General features: G+C 73.9%; 15 protein-coding genes. 12 read left to right on the forward strand and 3 right to left on the reverse strand.

Annotated features, from left to right (window positions below):
- Positions 1-25 precede the first annotated feature (25 nt).
- The gene (locus ACGFMP_RS23200; protein ID WP_393674844.1) at positions 26-3,220 is read right to left on the reverse strand and encodes a lysylphosphatidylglycerol synthase domain-containing protein; all 3,195 of its coding nucleotides are present in this window, start codon (positions 3,218-3,220) and stop codon (positions 26-28) included.
- 272 nt (positions 3,221-3,492) lie between these two features.
- On the opposite strand from ACGFMP_RS23200, the gene ACGFMP_RS23205 reads away from it, so the two are divergent.
- From ACGFMP_RS23205 to nudC, 5 genes are all read left to right on the forward strand, one after another.
- Positions 3,493-3,864 carry an MGMT family protein gene (locus ACGFMP_RS23205; protein ID WP_393674845.1) on the forward strand — a complete coding sequence of 124 codons (372 nt, stop codon included), beginning with the start codon at positions 3,493-3,495 and terminating at the stop codon, positions 3,862-3,864.
- A gap of 190 nt (positions 3,865-4,054) precedes the next feature.
- Complete coding sequence (locus ACGFMP_RS23210; protein ID WP_393674846.1) at positions 4,055-7,528, forward strand: ATP-dependent helicase; 3,474 nt, start codon at positions 4,055-4,057, stop codon at positions 7,526-7,528.
- Between the two features lie 126 nt (positions 7,529-7,654).
- On the forward strand, positions 7,655-8,494 hold the full coding sequence (locus tag ACGFMP_RS23215) for a hypothetical protein (protein ID WP_393674847.1): 840 nt from the start codon (positions 7,655-7,657) through the stop codon (positions 8,492-8,494).
- A 69-nt stretch (positions 8,495-8,563) separates the two neighbouring features.
- The gene (locus ACGFMP_RS23220) at positions 8,564-11,995 is read left to right on the forward strand and encodes an ATP-dependent DNA helicase (RefSeq protein ID WP_393674849.1); all 3,432 of its coding nucleotides are present in this window, start codon (positions 8,564-8,566) and stop codon (positions 11,993-11,995) included.
- Positions 11,996-12,212: 217 nt separating this feature from the next.
- Positions 12,213-13,154 carry an NAD(+) diphosphatase gene (gene nudC, locus ACGFMP_RS23225; protein WP_393674850.1) on the forward strand — a complete coding sequence of 314 codons (942 nt, stop codon included), beginning with the start codon at positions 12,213-12,215 and terminating at the stop codon, positions 13,152-13,154.
- Between the two features lie 28 nt (positions 13,155-13,182).
- On the opposite strand, the gene ACGFMP_RS23230 is transcribed toward nudC, so the two are convergent.
- A complete protein-coding gene (locus ACGFMP_RS23230) occupies positions 13,183-13,440 on the reverse strand; it encodes a glutaredoxin family protein (RefSeq protein WP_393674852.1) in 258 nt (85 codons plus the stop codon).
- Between the two features lie 122 nt (positions 13,441-13,562).
- Between ACGFMP_RS23230 and ACGFMP_RS23235 the strand changes: the two genes are divergently transcribed.
- The 5 genes from ACGFMP_RS23235 (at position 13,563) to ACGFMP_RS23255 (ending at position 17,443) form a co-directional block, all read left to right on the forward strand.
- Complete coding sequence (locus tag ACGFMP_RS23235; RefSeq protein ID WP_393674854.1) at positions 13,563-15,830, forward strand: ATP-dependent DNA helicase UvrD2; 2,268 nt, start codon at positions 13,563-13,565, stop codon at positions 15,828-15,830.
- 137 nt (positions 15,831-15,967) lie between these two features.
- Positions 15,968-16,312, forward strand: coding sequence for a hypothetical protein (locus ACGFMP_RS23240; RefSeq protein ID WP_393674855.1), 345 nt, complete (start codon positions 15,968-15,970; stop codon positions 16,310-16,312).
- A gap of 188 nt (positions 16,313-16,500) precedes the next feature.
- Complete coding sequence (locus ACGFMP_RS23245; protein ID WP_393674984.1) at positions 16,501-16,818, forward strand: WhiB family transcriptional regulator; 318 nt, start codon at positions 16,501-16,503, stop codon at positions 16,816-16,818.
- Complete coding sequence (locus ACGFMP_RS23250; RefSeq protein WP_393674856.1) at positions 16,815-17,135, forward strand: hypothetical protein; 321 nt, start codon at positions 16,815-16,817, stop codon at positions 17,133-17,135. The genes ACGFMP_RS23245 and ACGFMP_RS23250 overlap by 4 nt, the downstream gene beginning before the upstream one ends.
- Before the next feature lie 128 nt (positions 17,136-17,263).
- Positions 17,264-17,443, forward strand: a complete 180-nt coding sequence (locus ACGFMP_RS23255) for a hypothetical protein (protein WP_393674858.1) — start codon at positions 17,264-17,266, stop codon at positions 17,441-17,443.
- Between the two features lie 19 nt (positions 17,444-17,462).
- Here ACGFMP_RS23255 and ACGFMP_RS23260 read toward each other — a convergent pair whose 3' ends face one another.
- On the reverse strand, positions 17,463-18,812 hold the full coding sequence (locus ACGFMP_RS23260; protein ID WP_393674859.1) for an ABC1 kinase family protein: 1,350 nt from the start codon (positions 18,810-18,812) through the stop codon (positions 17,463-17,465).
- Positions 18,813-19,133: 321 nt separating this feature from the next.
- Between ACGFMP_RS23260 and ACGFMP_RS23265 the strand changes: the two genes are divergently transcribed.
- Both ACGFMP_RS23265 and ACGFMP_RS23270 read left to right on the forward strand, forming a co-directional pair.
- Positions 19,134-19,772: a M48 family metallopeptidase gene (locus tag ACGFMP_RS23265; RefSeq protein WP_393674861.1), complete on the forward strand. Its 639-nt coding sequence runs from the start codon at positions 19,134-19,136 to the stop codon at positions 19,770-19,772.
- Positions 19,773-19,844: 72 nt separating this feature from the next.
- Positions 19,845-21,497 carry a TerD family protein gene (locus ACGFMP_RS23270; protein WP_393674985.1) on the forward strand — a complete coding sequence of 551 codons (1,653 nt, stop codon included), beginning with the start codon at positions 19,845-19,847 and terminating at the stop codon, positions 21,495-21,497.
- The last annotated feature ends 2 nt before the right edge of the window (positions 21,498-21,499 follow it).

Consider the following 21,499-nt stretch of genomic DNA (forward strand, 5'->3'; position numbering starts at 1 on the left):
CTTCCCGCGTCCGGCCGCGGATCCGCTACAACTCGCCCCGGCGGCTGAGCTGCGTGAAGGACAGCCAGCCGGGCAGCACCGGCAGCCAGAAGGTCAGCAGCCGGAAGAAGAGCACCGCCGGTGTCGCCACCTCCTTGGGCAGACCCGCCGCGATCAGACCACCGGTCAGCGCCAGTTCGACCGCGCCGACACCGCCGGGCGTCGGGGCCGCGGAGCCCAGCGCGTTGCCCGCGAGGAAGACCACCGCGACGGCCGCGTAGCTCAGATGGCCGCCGAAGGCCCGTACACAGCCGTCCAGGCAGATCACGAAGGTCACGGTGACCATCAGGGTGCCGCCGATCCCGGTGGCCAGCTTGCCGGGCCGCTGGAGCACGTCCAGCATGCGCGGCACCACACCGGCGAACAGCGCCCGGACCCGGGTGGAGACGAACTTGCGCAGCGCGGGCACCGCGGTGACCACCAGCACCAGCACGCCCGCGGTCAGCAGCCCCGCCATGACCGTGCGCGACGGGGACAGCGACGGCGTCTTCTCCGTGCCGGTGATGAAGCCGAAGGTCATCAGCAGCAGCACGTGCATGCCGAGGCCGGCCAGCTGCGAGGCGCCGACACTCGCCACCGCCAGCCCGGGGCGCACCCCGGCCTTCTGCAGATAGCGGGTGTTCAGCGCCACCCCGCCGACCGCGGCGGGCGCCACCAGCTTCACGAAGGAGCCGGCGATCTGCGCCTGCACCGTCCGCAGCAGCGACAGCCGCTCCGGTACGAAGCCGGCCAGCGCGCACGCGGCGGCCACGTAGCTCGCCGCGGACCCCGCGACCGCGATCACCGCCCAGCGCCAGTCGGCGTGGGCGATGGCGTGCCCGATCGGCACGGAACTGAGCTGGGAGAGCAGGAAGTACGCGGCGAAGGCACCGGCGATCACCGTGATCAGGGTGCGCGGCTTGATCCTCTCGAGGCGGACCGGCTCCACCGGCGCCTGCGGGCGGATCAGCAGCACCTGCTGCCGGATCCGCGACAGCAGGTCCTCCTCGCGGGCCTCTTCGAGCGCGTCCTCTATGGCCCGCTTCTCCGCCTTGCGCTCCGCCTTGGAGACCGCCTTCTCCTCGCCCTTGCCCTCGCCGTCCGCGTCGCCTGCCTCGGCGCCCAGATCCGCGCGGACCTGCCCGTGCGCCTCCGCGGCGTCCTGCGCCCGCTTCTGCTCGCGGGCCTCCTTCTCCGCCGCGGACGCCGCGAGCACCGCCTCGCGCTCCCGCTGGGCGCGCTCCCTCGCCAGGTGCTTGAGCTGGCCGCGGGTGGCGCGGCTGAGCGCGATCGGCTGGAGCAGCGGCAGCGAACTGGCCACCGCGTCCGGGCCGAGCACCGCGACGGCCGAGGCCACCGCGCGCTCGGGGCCGACCCGCAGCGCCATCGTCGTCAGCAGCTGCGCCACGTCCATCCGCAGCACGATGTCGCCCGCCGCGATCTCGCCGCCGCGCAGATCGGTGAGGAACACCCGGCCGGAGCGGTCGACCAGCAGCGACTCGCCGACCAGCCGCCGGTGTGCGATCCGCCGCGACTGAAGGGCCCGCACCTGCGTCCAGGTCTCGCGCAGCAGGGTGTCGGTGATCTCGTCGTCGGTCAGCGCGTCGAGCCGACGGCCGCCGATGTGCTCGTAGACCAGCATCACCGCGTCGGGACCGAGCTCCGAGGTGGCGATGAGCTTCGGCGCGTTCGCCCCGGCGGCGATCGCCGCGTACGCGAGCAGGGCCTCCTGCTCGAGCGCCTGCCGCAGCGACAGCAGGCTGCGCCGCTGGGTGATCCCGCCGACCAGGGACAGCCGGCGCCACGCGCGGTAGAAGAAGCCGTGCGCCTGGCGCTCCCGGTCCACCACGGTCACGTCGAGCGGCGGGCCGTCCTCCAGGGTCACCAGATAGCCGCGGCCGCGGTCGGAGTCCGCGGTCTCCGGGCGGTCCTCCTGCACCCTGCGGGCGGTCTGCGGGCTGAATCCCACCCGGCGCAGCCCGGCGAGCAGCTGCCGCCCGGTGGGGCGTACGTTCGGCGAGCCCACCGCGTAGACCGTGCCGTAGGCGATGGTCCAGCCGATCAGCACGGTCACCGCGATCGAGAACGGCGTCGTGTAGCCGCCGACCAGCACCGCGAAGGCGTCGAGCAGCAGCACGAACCACAGGGCCACCCGCCAGCGCGGCCTGCGCGCCATGCCGACCGCCGTGACATAGGCGATGACCGGCGCCAGATAGCCGTGCACGGGGTCGGTCATGCCCGTACCGGAGGGCGCGTTGTGCGTCAGCGCGTCGCGGATCGGGCCCGGCGCGGAATTGGTCACCCACAGGTCCGTGGCCAGGGCAGTGCCGTGCGCCAGGACGGCGGCGAGCACACCGTCGGCGATACGCAGGCCGTCCCGTTTGGCCAGCCGCTCGATCGCGAAGGCGACCGGCACGATCAGCACCGCGATGCTCGCGGTCAGCCCCGCGAACGACGCGAGCGCGTCGGGCGCGTGGTCGGTGCCCTTGGTGATGTCCGTCTCGAGGCCGGTCGTCGTCGCGTGCGCGAAGCCCGCGATGGCCAGCACGACCGCGATGCCGAGCAGGCCGAACAGGAAGCGCATCAGGTCGGCGGGCCGGTGCACGCGGGCGGCGAGCAGCGGTTCGTCGACGGCGACCGGGGTCGGCCCCGGCTCGGGGACCACGGTGTGGCTGTGCGAGCCGCCGGACCTGCCGCCCTCGCCGCCGTCCTTGCCGTCGCCATTGCCGCTGCGGCTGCCGTGGTCGTCGCCGTGGCCTTGGTTTGTCGTGCCCTCGGTGTCGCTGCCGGTGCCGCTGTTCGCGGTGTCGGCGGGGTCGCCATTGGCGTGGTCGTTTGTGCCGTTGCCGGCCGGGCCGCTGTGGTCGCTGCCGCCGGTGCCGTCCGGGTCGCCGCTGGTGCCGTTGCGGGCCGAGCCGTCGTGGTCGCTGCCGCTGCCGGTGCCGGTGCCGCTGTTCGCGGTGTCGGCGGGGTCGCCATTGGCGTGGTCGCTGGTGCCGTTGCGGGCCGGGTCGCTGTGGTCGCTGCCGGTGCCGTCCGGGTCGCCGCTGGTGCCGTTGCGGGCCGAGCCGCCGTGGTCGCTGCCGGTGCCGATTCCGGTGGCGTGGTCCGCGGTGCCGGCCCGGTCGCGGCTGCTCCCGGCCCGGTCACCGTCTTCGCGGCCCGCGCCACGGCCGGCGGTGTCGCCGCCGGCGTCGCTCACGGCCCCGCCCCCGCCTCCGCTTTCGGCGTCGCCTTTGCGCCCGGCGTCGCGCCTGCCGCGGGCAGCGGTGCCGGGCGCGTCGCCCTTGCCGGGTGCGGGCAGCGCTTTACGGGCGCGGGAGGCCCCTCCGGCCTTGTCCGCGCCCGGCTGATCCGCTTCGGTCTCTTCTTGATCTCGTATCACCAGTCACCGCCGGGACGATGGTGGCATGAGCACCGTGCGGATGGCACCGGAACCCCCCGGTGTCGGTGGTCTGGGGCAGGATTGGGCGGATGAGCGAGGAAGACGACCCCGGAGCGCCCGGCGACTACGCGGAAAGGGTGCTCGACACCGTCGACCTGATCCCGGCCGGGCGGGTGATGAGCTACGGCGACATCGCGGAATGGCTGGGCGAGGGCGGTCCGCGGCAGGTCGGCCGGGTGCTCGCGCTGTACGGCAGCGGGGTGCCCTGGTGGCGGGTCGTGCGGGCCGACGGTGTCCTGCTGCCGGGCCACGAGCTGCGCGCCCTCGACGCCTACCGTGCCGAAGGCACACCGCTGCGGACCGCGGGGCCCGCCACGGAGGGCCACATACCGCGGGTCGACATCCGCCGGGCGCGCTGGGACGGGCGTACGCCGGGCGCGGGCGGCGGCGCCGACGGCTGACGGCCGGAAACTCATGCCCTCCAGCTTCCGCCATCCGGGGCCCGTCCACGGCATCGGCGCCCCGAACGGAGTGTCCGGCGTGTCCACGGGGCGCCTGCGGGGCGCGCGGCGCACGGCGTAGCGTCGGGGCGACCGCGCCCCCGGCCCCGACCGCACCACAGCTCGAGCCTCCCAAGAACCGGCGAACCACGTGATCCTGTCTCCCTCTCCCGCCCCGGCGGCCTCCGCGGCCGTCGGCTACCGGCTGCTGCGGACGCCGCCCGCGCCCGTGCGGCCCCCTGTGCTGGACGCGGCCCAGCGGGCGGTGGTTGAGCACGGGGACGGCCCGCTGCTCGTCCTTGCGGGGCCCGGCACCGGCAAGACCACGACGTTGATCGAGTCGGTGCTGGCCAGGGTGCGGGCCGGCACCGCGCCGGAGCGGATCCTGGTGCTCACCTTCAGCCGCAGGGCCGCTGTCGACCTGCGCGACCGGATGGCGGCACGCGGGCTCGGCGGGCTCGGGGCGACCACCTTCCACTCCTTCTGCTACGCCCTGATCCGCGAGCACCAGCCCGCGGAGGCCTTCCAGGAGCCGGTCAGGCTGCTGTCGGGTCCCGAGCAGGACCTGCTGGTGCGGGAGCTGCTGGCCGGCCAGGCGGTGCTGGAGCGGGAGGGCCGCAGCCGGGTGCGCTGGCCCGACGACCTGCGGGCGGCGCTCACCACCAGGGGCTTCGCCGACGAGGTGCGCGCGGTGCTGGCCCGCACCCGTGAGCTGGGCCTGGGACCTGCCGCGCTCGCCGACTTCGCGCACCGCATCGGGCGGCCGGATTGGACCGCCGCGGCCGCCTTCCTGGACGAGTACCTGGAGGTCACCGAGCTGGGCGCGATGGTGGACTACGCCGAGCTCGTCCACCGGGCCGTCCTGCTCGCCCGCCGGCCCGAGGTGCACCGGGAGCTGTCCCGGCGCTACGACGCCGTCTACGTGGACGAGTACCAGGACACCGACCCCGCGCAGGTGCGGCTGCTGCGGGCGCTGGCCGGGCAGGGGCGCACGCTGGTCGCGTTCGGCGACCCCGACCAGTCCGTCTACGCCTTCCGCGGCGCCGACGTCAACGGCATCCTCGGCTTCCCCGAGCAGTTCCCGCGGCGCGACGGCCGGCCCGCGGAGGTGCGCGTCCTGCGCGTCTCCCGGCGGGCCGGGGCAGGGCTGCTGGCCGGCACCCGCCGGCTCGCCGACCGGATGCCGCTGCCGCGGCTCCCCGCCGCGGCCGTCCGCGCCCACCGCTCCCTGACCGCGGAGGCGGAAGGCGGCACCCTCGCCGTCCGTACCTACCCGACCCCGGGAGCCGAGGTCGAGTCCATCGCCGACACCCTGCGCCGGGCGCATCTGGAGGACGGCTACCCCTGGCACTCCATGGCCGTGCTCACCCGCGGCGGCGCCGCCCTGGCGCCGCTGCGCCGCGCCCTCACCTCCGCGGGTGTCCCCATCGACCTCCCGCCCGCCACCACCCCGCTGCACACCGACCCGGCTGTCTCCCCCCTGCTGCTGTCCCTCCGGCTGGCCGCCGCCTCCCTTCTCCCGGCACCCCGGGCGACCCCCCGTCCGCCGGCCGAGACGTCCCCCCAGACGTCCCCCGACGAGCCGCCGCCGGCAGCCGGACCCGAACCCGCGTCCCCCCCGGAAGCCGAAACCCCCACCCTGCGGGAGACGCACGACGCCCCGGAGGCGGGGCAGCCGGGCGGCGCGACGGACGACCACCCCGCGGCCCCGCCGGGCGAGGACGGGAAGGGGGACGGGGACGCGCACGGGGACGGGATCAGGCTGGGCGTCGAGGACGCGCTGACCCTGCTGGCCTCGCCGCTCGGCGGCATGGACGCGGCCGACCTGCGGCGGCTCGGCAGGGCGCTGCGCGAGGAGGAGCGCGCGACGGGCGTGGCGGTCCCGCGCCCCTCGGACGTGCTGATCGCGGAAGCCGTCGCAGAACCGGAAAGGCTCGTCGCCCACGACCCCTCGTACGCCCGCGGCGCCCGCCGCGTCGCCGCCCTGCTGCGGACGGCCCGCGACATCCTGGCGGGCGGCGGGACCGCGGAGGACGCCCTGTGGGCGCTGTGGAACGGCACCCCGTGGGCGGCCCGCCTGGAGCGGGCCGCCCTGCGCGGCGGCGCCGCGGGCCGCAACGCCGACCGCGACCTGGACGCGGTGTGCGCGCTGTTCGAGACCGCCGCCCGCGCGGAGGAGCGCACCGGCGGCCGCGGCGCCCTCAACTTCCTCGAGGAGCTGTCCGCCCAGGACATCGCGGCCGACACGCTCGGCGGCCGCACCGTACGCCCCGACGCCGTCCAGCTGATGACCGCGCACCGCTCGAAGGGCCTGGAGTGGCGGCTCGTCGTGGTCGCGGGGGTGCAGGAGGGCCTGTGGCCCGACCTGCGCCGCCGCGGCTCGCTGCTCGAGGCGGACCGCATCGGAAGGGACGGCATCGCGCCGCCGCTGAGCCAGGGCGCGCTGCTGGCCGAGGAGCGCAGGCTCTTCTACGTGGCCGCGACCCGCGCCAGCGAACGCCTGCTGGTCACCGCAGTGAAGTCCGCCTCTGACGACGGCGACCAGCCCTCCCGCTTCCTGACCGAGATGGGCGTCACCCCGCAGGACGTGATGCACCGCCCCCGGCGCCCGCTCGCGGTCGCCGCACTGGTCGCGGAGCTGCGCGCGACCACCGTCGACCCCGCCGCCTCGCCCGCGCTGCGCGAGGCGGCGGCACGCCGGCTGGCCAGGCTGGCCGCGCTGAACGACGACGGCCACCCGCTGGTGCCGGCCGCGCACCCGGACCGCTGGTGGGGCCTGTACGAGCCCACCGCCTCCGCGGTGCCGCTGCGGGACCGCGACCAGCCGGTGGCGCTGTCGGGCAGCGCGCTCGACCAGCTCGCCAACACCTGCGCCCTCCAGTGGTTCCTCGGCCGGGAGGTGAAGGCGGAACCGCCCGCCACCGCCGCCCAGGGCTTCGGCAACGTCGTGCACGTCCTGGCCGACGAGGTGGCGTCCGGGCGCACCCCCGCCGACCTGGACGTGCTGATGGCCCGCCTGGACTCGGTATGGGACGCGCTCGCCTTCGACGCGCCCTGGAAGTCCCGGCAGGAGAAGGACAACGCCCGCGCCGCCCTGGAGCGCTTCCTGCGCTGGCACGTCATGGAGCGCGGCCGCACCCCGGTCGCCACCGAGCACGACTTCGACGTCACCCTCGCCGCGGGCGACGCCCGCGTCCGGATCCGCGGCAGCATGGACCGGGTCGAGACCGACGCCCAGGGCGCGGCCTACGTCGTCGACTTCAAGACCGGCCGCAGCAAGCCGACCGCGGCGGAGGTGGCGCACCACCCGCAGCTGGCCGTCTACCAGCTGGCCGTACGCGAGGGTGCCGTCGACCCGCTGTTCGGCGGTCGGCCCACCGCCTCGGGCGGCGCGGAGCTGGTGCATCTGCGGCTCGGCGCGACCCGCCGCGACGGCGGTGAGACCGCACCGACGGTGCAGCGCCAGGAAGCGCTCACGGGGGAGTGGGCGGAGGAGCTGCTCGCCACCGCGGCGGGCCGGGTGCTGGACGAGCGCTTCACCCCGGCCGCGGGCCAGCACTGCACGCACTGCGCGTTCCGTGCCGCCTGCACGGCACGGCCGGAGGGCCGCCACACCGTGGAGTGACGCCGGGGCCATACCCCGGCCGGGTAATTGTCAGCGGGCGCCGCTACCTTTGCCGTACAACCAGGGGTGGGGATCACGTGTCCAAGAGGCGCGTGTGCACGAAGAGAGATGCAGGGGGGACGGCCGATGTCGGCCAGCAGGATCATGGTGGGCGCGTGCGCCGCCATCGCGGCCACGGCCGCACTCACGGGCTGTGTGGGCGCCGATGGCGAGGGGGACTCGTCGGCTCCGCTGCTCGCGCCGGCGGTGGTGAACTCGGCGGCGGTGAAGACACCGGCGGCCTCGGGGAAGGACGTTCCCTACTCGTACATGACCGCGGAAGGGCTGCTCGCCACCGCGCAGGCGAACATGCGGGATTCCGGCGCCATGACCATCAGCATGAACGCCGTGGAGGAAGGCCAGAAGCTGCAGGTCAAGGCCGCGCTCACGGCCAAGGGCACATGCGCGGCGGCCCTGCGTATCGGCGGCCGGAACATCCAGATCATCACCACCGACGCCCGCCACGCCTACATGAAGGCCGACGACGCCTTCTGGCGGCAGACCGGCGGGTCCCGCGGCGACAAGGTGGTCGACGCCATCGACGGGCGGTGGGTCAAGCTCACCCAGGAGATGGCGAGCAACGGGGGCGTGCGCGAGTTCTGCTCGCTGACGGAGATGTTGGACGGCCTGCTGCTGACCGACGACGACAGCGACACCGAGGTCGTCAAGGGGGAGCCGACCACGCTCGACGGCAAGCAGGTCATCCCGCTGATCGAGAAGCTCCCGGACGAGACCGACACCATGTACGTGTCGACCGGCAGCACGCCGTACATCGTCAAGATCGAGGGCGAGGGCGGCGACTCGCCCGGCAGCGGCACCTTCGGCGACTTCGGCAAGGACCCGCACGTGGTGGCACCGCCGCCCTCCCAGACCGTGGACATGGCCGACCTCGGCATCGAGCCGGGCGACGGCGACTTCGCCGTCTGAACCGCGTCCCGCCGCCCGCGGGCGCCACCGGGGCCACCGGTGTCCGCGGCTCCGGATAGCCTCCATGAGGTGGCAACCCGCATCCATTCGCCTGAGCAGCTCAAGGAGCTGCTGGGCATCCCGTTCACCCCGGAGCAGACGGCGTGCATCACCGCGCCGCTCGCGCCGGGCGTGATCGTGGCCGGAGCGGGTTCCGGCAAGACGACGGTGATGGCCGCCCGGGTGGTGTGGCTGGTCGGCACCGGGCAGGTCGCGGCCGAGCAGGTGCTCGGCCTGACCTTCACCAACAAGGCGGCAGGCGAGCTGTCGGAGCGGGTGCGCAAGGCGCTGGCGCAGGCCGGCATCAGCGAGCGCGACCCCTACGACCCGCCCGCCGGCCCGGCGGCGGACCCCGGGGAGCCGGCGGCGGGCGACCCGACCATCTCCACCTACCACGCGTTCGCCGGGCAGCTGCTCAAGGACCACGGCATGCGGATCGGCCTGGAGCCCACCGCGAGGCTGCTGGCCGACGCGACCCGCTACCAGCTGGCCGCGAAGGTGCTGCGGGCCGCGCCCGGACCGTATCCGGCGCTGACCAAGGGCCTGCCGACGCTGGTCGGCGACCTGCTGGCGCTGGCCGGCGAGCTGGCCGAGCACCTGGTGCCCGCAGAGCGGCTGCGCGCGCACGACACCGGGCTCGCCGCGGAATTGTCCGCGCTCGACCCGGCCAAGCGCGGCAACGCCTGGGTCAGGGACGTCGGCCAGGCGGTCGCAGCCCGCCGCGACCTCGCGGAGCTCGCCGCGGCCTACCGGGACGACAAGCGGCGCCGCGACCTGCTGGACTTCGGCGACCAGATCGAGCTTTCCGCACGGCTCGCGCAGACCAGGCCGGAGGTGGGCGAGCTGCTGCGCGAGCAGTACCGGGTGGTGCTGCTCGACGAGTACCAGGACACCTCGGTCGCCCAGCGGCTGCTGCTCGCCGGTCTCTTCGGCGGCCGCAGCGGCCACGCGGTGACCGCTGTCGGCGACCCCTGCCAGGCCATCTACGGCTGGCGTGGTGCCTCGGTGGCGAATCTCGACGACTTCCCGCGGCATTTCGCGCACCCCGACGGGCGGCCCGCCGACCGCTACTCGCTCAGCGAGAACCGCCGCTCGGGAGGCCGGCTGCTGGACCTGGCCAACACGCTGGCCGCCGAGCTGCGCGACCGCCACGAGGGCGTCGAGGCGCTGCGGCCCGCCCCGGGCGCCGAGCTGGCCGGGCAGGTGCGCTGCGCCCTGCTGCCGACGCAGGCGGACGAGACGGCCTGGCTGGCCGACTCGATCGCCCACCTGGTGCACACCGGCACGTCCCCGGGCGGCATCGCGGTGCTGTGCCGTACCGCGGCACGCTTCCCCGAGATCCACGCAGCGCTCGTGGCCCGTGACATCCCGGTCGAGGTGGTGGGCCTGTCCGGGCTGCTGCACCTGCCGGAGGTCGCCGACCTGGTGGCGGTGTGCGAGGTGCTGCACGACCCGACCGCGAACGCCGCCCTGGTCCGGCTGCTGACCGGCCCGCGCTGGCGGATCGGCCCCCGCGACCTGGCGCTGCTCGGCCGCCGCGCCCGGCTGCTCGTGCGGTACGGGGCAGGGAGCGCCGAGGGCCGGGATCCGCTGGCGGCCGCGGTGGAGGGCGTCGACCCCGCGGAGGTGGTCTCGCTCGCCGACGCCCTGGAGACCTTCCTCGACGCGGACCCCGACGACGGGCTGCCCTTCTCCCCTGAGGCGCGGGTGCGCTTCGCGCGGCTGGCGGTGGAGATCAGGGAGCTGCGCAGGGCGCTCGCCGACCCGCTGATGGACGTGCTGCACCGGGTGCTCGCCGTCACCGGCCTCGAGGTCGAACTGTCCGCGTCCCCGCACGCGCTGGCCGCCCGCCGCCGCGAGACTCTGACGTCCTTCCTCGACGTCGCCGCCGGGTTCGCGGCCCTCGACGGCGAGGCGACCCTGCTGGCCTTCCTCGGCTTCCTGCACACCGCGGCGCAGTACGAGAAGGGCCTGGACAGCTCGCTGCCCGGCGGCGAGAACACGGTGAAGGTGCTCACCGCGCACAAGTCCAAGGGCCTGGAGTGGGACGTGGTGGCCGTGCCAGGACTGGTCGCCAGGGGCTTCCCGAGCGAGCGGGGGCGCGAGCTGTGGCCGGTCAACGCCAAGGTGCTGCCGCACGGGCTGCGCGGCGACGCGGCGACGCTGCCCGACGTGCGGGAGTGGACCCGCGCCGGGCTCGACGGCTTCCGCGACGAGATGAAGGAGCACCAGCGCATCGAGGAGCTGCGGCTCGGCTACGTGACCTTCACCCGCCCGCGGTCCCTGCTGCTGGGCTCGGGCCACTGGTGGGGTCCGACGCAGAAGTCGCCGTTCGGCCCCTCGGTCTTCCTCGACGCGCTGCGCGAGCACTGCGAGGCCGGATACGGCGAGATCGAGGTGTGGGCCGAGCCGCCCGCACAGGACGCGGTCAACCCGGCGCTCGAGACCGTCGAGGACCACCCCTGGCCGCTGCCGCTCGACCCGACGGCACTGCGCAGGCGCCGCTGGGCGGCACGGACCGTGCTCGCGTACGCGGCGGCGGACGAGGAGGCGGCAGCCGGGGGCGCGGAGTACGAGGAGGCCGCGGAGCCCGGGACCGCGGCGCGGAAGGGCTTCGCGGGGCCCGCAGGGCCCACGGTCCCGGCCGCGCGGGGCGCATCCGCGTCCGGCGGGGAGCAGGCCGGCGGGCTCGACCCGGCGGAGGCCAGGCTCGTGGCGTCCTGGGACCGCGACCTCGACGCCCTCGCGGGCGAGCTGCGCCGGGCGCGGGCCACCGTGCGGGACGTACCGCTGCCCGCGACGCTCACCGCGAGCCAGCTGATGCGGCTCGCCACCGACCCCGAGGGCCTGGCCCGCGAGCTGGCCCGCCCGCTACCCCGCCCGCCGGCTCCGGCGGCCAGGCGCGGCACCCGCTTCCATGCCTGGGTCGAGTCCCGCTTCGACGCCCGCCCGCTGTTCGGGCCCGAGGACCTGCCGGGCGTCGAGGGCGGCGACGACATCGCGGACGAGGCGGACCTGGCGGCGCTCAAGGAGGCCTTCCTGCGCACCCCCTACGCCGACCGCACGCCCTACCGCGTCGAGGTGCCGGTCCACCTCACCCTGGGCGGCCGCGTCGTCAGGGGCCGGATCGACGCGGTCTACCGGGACCGTGACGCACATCGCAGCGGTGACGTGCGTCGCAACGGCGCCGGCCGTGGTGACCAGGATCTCCTCCGTGACGGGGATCTCCTCGGCGACCGGGACACGTACGAGATCGTCGACTGGAAGACCGGCCGCGGCCCCGCCGCGTCCGCTGACCCGCTGCAACTGGCGATCTACCGGCTGGCCTGGGCGGAGCTCCAGGGCGTCCCGCCGGAGCGGGTCCGCGCCGCCTTCCTCTTCGTCCGCACCGGCGAGCTGGTCCGCCCCGCGGCCCTGCCGGGCAGGGCGGAACTGGAACGGCTGCTGGCCGCGGGCGAGTGACCGGGCGGCGCTCCCGCGGCCCGGCGTGGCGGACACCTCGCGGACCCGTACCCGTGGCGCGGCGCCAGCGGGGCTAGGCTGCTCATGACGCGCTCCACCTCGGACGACGCGGCGTATCCATACCGTCACCGGGAATTTCCCTGCCCGCCGGCGGTTGGCACCGGGTGGACGACAAGGTGGTGCGCCTGCGGCACGGCACATCACGTACTACGGGGAGATGGAAGCAGCCTTGACAGGACTCGACGCGACGGACCGCCCGCTGACACTCACCTACTCGGGGGTGGACCGGGCCGCGAACCACCGTATGGACGAGGCGTGGCTCGCCGCGGCCTGGAGCCACCCGTCGACCAGGGTGTTCGTGGTGTCCGGCGGACAGGTGCTGGTCGAGGACGGTCCAGAAGGCCGTACCGAACTCGTGATGACCCCGGCGTTCGACGCGCCGGAGACCGAGATGCACCGCTACTTCCTCGGTATTGCGCCGGACGGTGTGCGTTACTTCGCGCTCCAGAAGGACTCGCTGCCGGGCCGGATGGACGGCGCCGCGAGGGCCGCGGGCCTGCGCGAGGTCGGCGGGCTGCTGTCACCGCTCGAAGCCGGGCTCATGGTGCACGCGGTCGCACTGGAGAACTGGCAGCGCATGCACCGCTTCTGCTCCCGCTGCGGCGAACGCACCGTCATCGCCGCCGCGGGCCACATCCGCCGCTGCCCGGCCTGCCTGACCGAGCACTACCCGCGGACCGACCCCGCGGTGATCATGCTGGTCACCGACGACCAGGACCGTGCGCTGCTCGGCCGCCAGCCGCACTGGCCCGAGGGCCGCTTCTCGACGCTCGCCGGCTTCGTGGAGCCCGGCGAGTCGATCGAGCAGGCGGTGCGCCGCGAGGTCGCCGAGGAGGTCGGCGTCACCGTCGGCGACGACGTCAGCTACGTGGCCAGCCAGCCCTGGCCCTTCCCCTCCAGCCTGATGCTGGGCTTCAACGCCAGGGCCGTCTCGTCGGAGATCACCGTCGACGGCGAGGAGATCCACGAGGCCCGCTGGTTCTCCCGGGAGGACCTGAGCGCCGCCTTCGCCTCCGGCGAGGTGCTGCCGCCCTCGGGCATCTCGATCGCCGCCCGCCTGATCGAGACCTGGTACGGCGCCCCGCTGCCCCGCCCGTAGCGTGGGCGCGGGGCCGTACCCGCGGGTCCTAGGCGCCGAGCGCCTGCTTGACCTGCGCCAGGCTCGGGTTGGTCATCACGACCTCCGCGCCGCCCGACTTCGGCACGATCTGGAGCGTCGGCACGGTCTGGTTGCCGCCGTTCGCCTTCTCGACGAACGCCGCGGAATCGGGGTGCTCCTCGATGTTGACCTCGGTGTACGCGATGCCCTCGCGGTCCATCTGGCCCTTGAGTCGGCGGCAGTAGCCGCACCAGCTGGTGCTGTACATGGTCACGGTGCCCGGCATCGGTTTCGCTCCTCGTCGCGAGAGAATCTGGCAGAGGCACAACGTCCGCCCGGGGGCGGGCATTCCGCCGCGGCCTGTGGATAACTTTCCGGGCTGTCGGCGAGACCTGGCAGAGTGGCGGTGTGACTGCGACGACCCACGACTCGCTCTTCCCCGCGGTGCCCGACTCCCCGGACGCGGTGCTCGACGGCCTCGACCCCGAGCAGCGCGCCGTCGCGACGGCGCTGCACGGCCCGGTGTGCGTGCTGGCCGGGGCCGGCACCGGCAAGACCCGGGCGATCACCCACCGGATCGCCTACGGGGTCAGGGCCGGCATCCTCCAGCCGGCCAGCGTGCTCGCGGTCACCTTCACCGCGCGGGCGGCGGGCGAGATGCGCGGCCGGCTGCGGCAGCTCGGCGCCGGCGGGGTGCAGGCGCGCACCTTCCACTCGGCGGCGCTGCGCCAGCTGCAGTACTTCTGGCCGCGCGCTATCGGCGGCGAGATGCCCCGGCTGCTGGAGCGCAAGGTCCAGCTGGTCGCGGAGGCCGGTGCCCGCTGCCGGATCCGCCTGGACCGGAACGAGCTGCGGGACGTCACCGGCGAGATCGAGTGGTGCAAGGTCACCCAGACGGTGCCTGAGGACTATCCGGCGGTGGCCGCCAAGACCGGTCGGGACGTGCCGCGCGACCCGGCCGAGGTGGCCCGCATCTACACCACGTACGAGCAGCTCAAGCGGGACCGCGGGGTGATCGACTTCGAGGACGTGCTGCTGCTGACGGTCGGCGTGCTCCAGGACCGGCCCGACGTCGCCGACACGGTCCGCTCGCAGTATCAGCACTTCGTGGTCGACGAGTATCAGGACGTCAGCCCGCTCCAGCAGCGGCTGCTCGACCTGTGGCTCGGCGGCCGGGACGACCTGTGCGTGGTCGGCGACGCCTCGCAGACCATCTACTCCTTCACCGGCGCCACCCCGGACTTCCTGCTGGGCTTCAGGTCCCGCTATCCGGAGGCCACCGTGGTGAAGCTGGTACGCGACTACCGCTCGACCCCGCAGGTGGTGGGTCTGGCCAACGGGCTGCTCGGGCAGGCCCGCGGACAGGCGGCGGCGCACCGCCTCGAGCTGATCTCGCAGCGCGAGCCCGGCCCCGATCCTTCGTACACCGAATATCCCGACGAGCCCGCGGAAGCGGAGGGCGCCGCCCGGCGGATCAAGGAGCTGATCGGCTCCGGGGTGCGGCCCAGCGAGATCGCGGTGCTCTACCGCATCAACGCCCAGTCGGAGGTCTACGAGCAGGCGCTCGCCGACGCCGGGGTGCCCTACCAGCTGCGCGGCGCCGAGCGGTTCTTCGAGCGTCCCGAGGTGCGCGAGGCGGGGCTGCTGCTGCGCGGCGCGGCCAGGGCGTCGGCCGACCCCGACGATGCGGCGACCCTCCCCGAGCAGGTGCGGGCGGTGCTCAGCTCGCGCGGCTGGGCCTCCGAGCCGCCCGCCGGGTCCGGGGCCGTCAGGGACCGCTGGGAGTCGCTTGCCGCGCTGGTGCGGCTCTCCGAGGACTTCACCGCCGCCCGGCCCACCGCGACCCTCGGGGACTTCGTCGCCGAGCTGGACGAGCGGGCCAACGCCCAGCACGTGCCGACCGTCGAGGGCGTCACCCTGGCATCGCTGCACGCGGCCAAGGGCCTGGAGTGGGACGCGGTGTTCGTCGTCGGCCTGACCGAGGGCACCCTGCCCATCACCTTCGCCAAGACCGACGAGCAGGTCGAGGAGGAGCGCCGGCTGCTCTATGTCGGCGTCACCCGGGCGCGGCTGCACCTGGGGCTGTCCTGGGCGCTGTCCCGCTCGCCGGGCGGGCGCGGCGGGCGAAGGCCGTCCCGCTTCCTCGACGGGCTGCGGCCCGGGTCCGCGCCCCGTGGCGCCCGCGGGTCCGGCGGCGGCGCGGGCGGCGTGGAGCGCGGCTCGGGCGGGCGCAAGCGGCGCGGCCCCGTGCTGTGCCGGGTGTGCGGGCGCACGCTGTCCGACGCGGGCGAGATCAAACTGATGCGCTGCGAGGACTGCCCCTCGGACCTGGACGAGGCGCTGTACGACCGGCTGCGGGTCTGGCGTACGACCCAGGCCAAGGCGCTGGGCCAGCCCGCCTACTGCGTGTTCACCGACCGGACGCTGCTGGCCATCGCCGAGGTCAGGCCGGAGGGCGCGGCGGAGCTGTCGTCGATCCCCGGCGTGGGGGCGCGCAAGCTGGACCGGTTCGGCGCGGACGTGCTCGCGCTGTGCTCGGGCCGGGAGCCGGGCGGCGACCAGGAGGGGGAGCCAGGGGACGGGCCCGATGACGGGCCTGACGACGGGTCGGCGGAGGGCTCCGGGGAAGGTCCCGCGGACTCCGTGGAATCTTCTTCGGAAGAAGCCGAAAAATAGTTTGCGCATCCCGCAGAGGTCCCCATAGCCTTCACGAGCGCGGTTGAGAACGGCTCTTCCAAGAGCCCACCCGATCGTGATGTACTAGGCAAGTACGGTCCTTCATCCTTACGAGACGCCGAGAGGAGGCGAGCCCAGTGACCAGCCAGCTGCTTTCCACGAAACTGACCGATCGTTCGGTGGTCGCCGCCTGCCCGCTCGGTATCTCGCTGCCCGCCACCGGTCTCATGTCCTCCCTGCTCCCGGTTCTGCCGATCCGTGTGCGCAGTGAGCGACCGACCGAGGCGCCCGCGGTAGCGGCGGCGGCGAAGGTGAAGGCGCATGCCTTTACCTCCGCGGCGGCGGCCAACGGCGCCGGCACCGGCACCGGCACCGCCAAGGGCGCGGAAGGCGCCAATGGCTATGCAAACGGACGGCAGAAGACGCAGCAGTACGGCAAGTGGGCCTTCCGCGGGCTCGAACCCTGGAGTGATCCAGCCTGATAGCGCATCAGGTCGGCACCTCAGGGCCGCGGAATCCCAGACCGGGATCCGCGGCCCTTCTGTTTTCCCCAGAAGACAGCGTCTCTGCGGAGACACCGACGAAACCGGCCGACCGGCCGGACCGACAGACGAGGAACGAACCCACCGTGCACACCGCCCAGCACGAACCGTCCGGACCCACGCCAGACCTGAGCCGCCCTCCCGCACAGCCCCCGGAGACCACCTTGCTGCCCCTCACCGAGCTTGACGACGAGATCGAGCGCCTCGGCGTTCCCGTCCCGTGCCGCACCTACGACCCCGAGGTCTTCTTCGCCGAGACGCCTGCCGACGTCGAGTACGCGAAGTCCCTCTGTCAGACCTGTCCTGTCCGTGAGGCCTGCCTCGCCGGCGCCAAGGACCGCCGCGAGCCCTGGGGTGTCTGGGGCGGCGAGCTGTTCATCCAGGGCGTCGTCGTACCCCGCAAGCGGCCGCGTGGCCGTCCGCGCAAGGACGCGGTCGCTGTATGAACGCCAGGAAGCTCAGGACTCCGGGAACGATCGATCGTCCCCTCCACCACGACCCGATGAATCAGGCCCCGATGACACCCACCCGCATCGAACAGACCGCACGTACTTCCGACGCGATGGCGTCGCACCAGAACAGGACTCTCGAAATGCAACTCATGCCAGAAGCTCTGGCTCGTGCCCATATGCAACAGCGGCTCTACGAGGCCGAGCACGAACGCAGGGCATCCCGGCTGCTCGCCGCCCGGCGGCTCCAGCGGCGCGCCGAGCGCGCCTCGCTGCGGGCCCGGCGGGCACTCGCCCTGGCCGTGATGCAGTAGCCATCAGGCCACGACAGCGCTGAGCACCAGCTGATACACCTCACGCCACCGCGGGGCCGGTCCAAAAGGACCGGCCCCGCGGTGCGTTATGCCGACAAATACGGCAGGTGTGGAGGTATCGTCACCCAGTGGATCAGAAGAACGCTCAGACCACGACCACATGCGCCCGCTGCGGGACGACCCAGGCCGGTCTCCCGCTGACGTGGACCTGCTCCGTCGAGAACGGCCGCCGTGTCTACTTCTGCGTCGACTGCGCCCGGCGGCATCTGCGCAGCATCGAGAGCCGGCTGGACTCCGCCTGGTGGTAGCGCCGCGGAGCGCCTGACCTCAGGCGGACTCCGCGGTCCCCTCCGGGTGGAAGCCCGGCAGCCACTCCTGCAGCTCCGCCCGCAGCCGCACGGTCGCGCCCAGCTGGCACAGCACGCCGACGGTGCTCAGTGTCACGCGGTGGATCAGCAGATACGACGGCGGCAGATTCAGCTGCCTGCCCAGCTGGTGGGCCGGTGACCGCGGATCGGCGATCCTGGCCGCCTGGGCCCGCATCCACGCCCGGTCGAAGGGGAACTCCTCCCGGCCGGCCGGCTCGATGATCGGCTTGAGGTAGTCCAGCACCGCGTCCGAGTCCAGCTTGATCGTCGGCTTGACGAAGCCCTCCGCCCGCAGCATCGCGTGCACCTCCTCCGCCTCGCCGGCCAGTGCCAGCCGCAGGGCGGTGCCGATCGGCAGCGGCAGGCCCTCGGGCAGCCGGTCGACCGTGCCGAAGTCCAGCACCCCGAGCCGCCAGCCCGACGCCGGTCCTTCGTCGGTCAGCAGCCGGAAGTTGCCCGGGTGCGGGTCGGCGTGCAGCAGGCCGGTGCGGGCCGGGCCCGCGAAGAGGAAGTGCGACAGCAGCTGCCCCGCGCGGTCGCGCATCTCCTGGCTGCCCCGGGAGATCACCTCCGACAGCGGCACCCCGTCCATCCACTCGGTGACCAGCACCTGGTCGGCCTGGTGCACCACGTCGGGCACCTCGATGTCCGGGTCCCCGGCGAACTCCACCGCGTGGACGTGCTGGGCCCTGGCCTCCAGCTCGTAGTCCAGCTCCTCCGCGACCCGCTCGCGCAGCTCGGCCAGCAGCGGCTTGACGTCCATGCCGGGAACGAGCGGCCCGAACAGCCTGGCCACCCGGCCCAGCTGCGCGAGGTCCGACAGCAGGGCGGCGCCCGCGCCGGGATACTGCACCTTCACCGCGACCTTGCGCCCGTCGCTCCACACCGCGCGGTGCACCTGCCCGATCGACGCCGCCGCGGCCGGCACGTCCTCGAACTCGGTGAACAGCGAGCGCCAGTCCTTGCCGAGCCGCTCGGCCAGCACCCGGTGCACGGTGCGGGCCGGCAGCGGCGGCGCCGCCTCCTGGAGCTTGGTCAGCGCGGCCCGGTAGGGGCTCGCGACGTCCTCGGGCAGCGCGGACTCGAAGACCGACAGGGCCTGGCCGAACTTCATGGCCCCGCCCTTGAGCTCGCCCAGCACCTTGAAGAGCTGCTCCGCCGTGCGTTCCTGGAGCTCGACCGCCACCTCGTCGGCCGGTCTGCCCCCCAGGCGCTTGCCGAGCCCCAGCGTGGCCCTCCCGGCGAACCCCAGGGGGAGCGCCGCCAGCTTCGCGGTCCGGGTCACCGCCTTGCGCGGAAGATCAGACATGCGCCCCTCATTTCGCGTCGGTCACCTCGCCATTGTGCCCCTCCCCGCCGACCCCCCGGTCAAGACCGGGTCAGCATCCGTCAGCTGTCATATTTTGCACCTTTCTGTACGGTATCCCGGCCGGCTCCGCGCATCGTCCCCCTGCGCCGTCACCCTCCGTGCGCGACTCCTGCAGAATGCCCCATTCCGTCGCTCTGCCGACCGGGTTATCCACAGGCTGTGGGGAAAAGTCGTTCAATATGAGTGAGAAGCGAGGTGATTCCGATGCCAACCGGCCTGGGGACAGGACGTCCCGCACGCCCAGCGGGTACGGTCGAGAGCGTGTCCGCCGATCCAGCGCGAAATCTCGCCAGTCAGCCCGCTCGCGGCCACCGGACGAGCACGGTGGAAGTACGCCGCAGCGCCCGGCGGCGGCAGACGGTGTCTGCGTACCGCGACGGAGACCGCACGGTCGTCCTCATCCCGGCCCGGATGTCGGCCGCGGAGGAGCAGCGCTGGGTGGCCGTGATGCTGGAGAAGCTCGCCGCCCAGGAGAGCCGCAGGATGCCGGGCGACGCCGAGCTCGCAGCCCGCGCGGAATGCCTCTCCGAGCAGTATCTGACCGGCCGGGCGACCCCCGACACCGTGCGCTGGGTGACCAACCAGAACTCCCGCTGGGGCTCGTGCACCCCGTCCGAGGGCAGCATCCGGCTGTCCCACCGGCTGCAGGGCATGCCCGAGTACGTCATCGACTACGTGCTGCTGCACGAGCTGGCGCATCTGCTGGTGCCGGGCCACGGGCCGGCCTTCTGGAAGCTGCTGGAGAGCTACCCGCGGACCGAGCGGGCCCGCGGCTTCCTGGAGGGCGTCGTGGCCGCCGACCGGCTGCCGCACCCGCCCGGCGGACGGGACGGCCGCGAGGGCCGTGGCCTCGGTGACAGCAGGGACAGCCGCGAGGACCGCGAGACCGTGGGGGAATAGCCGCTGTCCGCGCGACCGGTTAGCCTGTCGCAACGCACCAGCAGCGAGGACGGGATGGGGGCCGGTCGATCCATGGCCAGGGAATTCCAGCGTGGCCACAAGGCCAAGATCAGCGATCTGACCGCGGGGACGGATCTCTATGTCGGCGTGTCGATCGCGGGCCCCGGCCTGACGTTCGACATCAGCTGCTTCGGTCTCGACGCCAAGGACGAGCTGTCGGACGACCGCTACTTCGTCTTCTTCAACCAGCCGAAGTCGCCGGAGGAGTCCATCCAGCTGCTCGGCGCTCAGTCCGGCGACACCGAGTCCTTCCGCGTCACCCTCGACCGCATCCCGGCGGCCGTCCAGCGGCTGTCCTTCACCGCGACCATCGACGGCGGCGGGCAGATGTCCCAGGTCGGCCCCGGCTACCTGCGGATCGTCGCGGGCGGCGAGGAGGTCGCCCGGTACTCCTTCACCGGTGCCGAGTTCAGCACCGAGCGGGCCGTGATGCTCGCCGACGTCTACCTCAAGGACGTCTGGCGCTTCGCGGCGGTCGGGCAGGGCTTCGACGGCGGCCTGGCCGCACTGCTCCAGAACTTCGGCGGCGAGGTCGCGGAGGAGGAGCCGGCCGCGCCCCAGCAGGCCGCGGCGCCCGGCTTCGCGCCGCCCGCCGGCGGCGCGCCCGCACCCGGGTTCGCCCCGCCGCCCGGCGGACCGGCCCCCGCACCCTCCTTCGGTGCGCCGCCGCCCGCCCCGGCGCCCGCCTTCGGCACACCGCCGCCGGCTCCCGCGCCCGCGCCGCCCGCCTTCGGCACCCCCGGCGGCCCCTCGGTGCACCAGGCGCCCACCATGGTCGCGCCGCTCGCCCCCGGCCAGCCGACCGCGCCGCCCTTCGGGCAGGTCCCGCCGCCGGGACCGACCCCCGGCCAGATCCCCGGCCAGCCCACCCCGCCGGGACCGCCCGGCCCGCCGGGATACGCCCAGCCGCCCTTCGGCCAGCAGCCGCCTCCCGGGTACGGGCAGCAGCCCGCCTTCGGCGGCCAGCCCGGGTACGGGCAGCCGCCGGTGCCCACGCAGGCCGCGGGTATGGCGGTGGCCATGCAGAAGTACCGCGAGCTGCCCACCGGCCAGCGCTGGGCGCAGCAGAACCCCAAGATGATGCGCGCCGACCTCGGCCAGGCCGGCGGCCAGCCGGTGCTCGCCCGCCAGGGCAGCATGGTGCTCTACCAGGGCAAGGTCGACTTCGGTTACAAGGGCGCGGGATTCACCGGCCGGATCGTCGGCAACATGACCGGCCAGGAGATGCAGCTGATGCGCTGCACCGGCTCCGGCCAGGTCTTCTTCGCCGAGAACGCCGCGTATCTGCACCCGATCGAATTGCAGGGCGACGCCATCTGCGTCTCCGCTGAGAACGTCCTCGCCTTCGACGAGGGACTCCAGCACGAGGTGCGCAGGATCGAGGGCCACGGCATTCCCGGCGGCGCGCTGTTCACCATGCAGTTCCAGGGCACCGGCACGGTGATCGTGAAGACCCACGGCACCCCGGTCGTGCTGCCCGTCACCCCGACCACGTATGCGGACAGCAATGCGATCGTGGCGTGGTCGTCCGCAGCCCAGGTGATCGTCTCCAGCCAGGTGCGGCTGCGCAGGACCGCCTACCCGGGCCACAGCGGTGAGACCGTGAACCTCCAGTTCCGCGGCGCTCCCGGCAATTTCATCGTCGTCCAGCCCTACGAGGTGTGACC

It is taken from the genome of Streptomyces sp. NPDC049040 (assembly GCF_043197715.1).
Lineage (GTDB): Bacteria > Actinomycetota > Actinomycetes > Streptomycetales > Streptomycetaceae > Actinacidiphila.

Excerpts from the sequence above, each read along its gene's own strand:
- ACGFMP_RS23205 (WP_393674845.1), top strand. The coding sequence starts at position 3,493 with ATGAGCGAGGAAGACGACCCCGGAGCGCCCGGCGACTACGCGGAAAGG.
- ACGFMP_RS23215 (WP_393674847.1), top strand. The coding sequence starts at position 7,655 with ATGTCGGCCAGCAGGATCATGGTGGGCGCGTGCGCCGCCATCGCGGCC.
- nudC (WP_393674850.1), top strand. The coding sequence starts at position 12,213 with ATGGAAGCAGCCTTGACAGGACTCGACGCGACGGACCGCCCGCTGACA.
- ACGFMP_RS23230 (WP_393674852.1), bottom strand. The coding sequence starts at position 13,440 with ATGCCGGGCACCGTGACCATGTACAGCACCAGCTGGTGCGGCTACTGC.
- ACGFMP_RS23250 (WP_393674856.1), top strand. The coding sequence starts at position 16,815 with ATGAACGCCAGGAAGCTCAGGACTCCGGGAACGATCGATCGTCCCCTC.
- ACGFMP_RS23260 (WP_393674859.1), bottom strand. The coding sequence starts at position 18,812 with ATGTCTGATCTTCCGCGCAAGGCGGTGACCCGGACCGCGAAGCTGGCG.
- ACGFMP_RS23270 (WP_393674985.1), top strand. The coding sequence starts at position 19,845 with ATGGCCAGGGAATTCCAGCGTGGCCACAAGGCCAAGATCAGCGATCTG.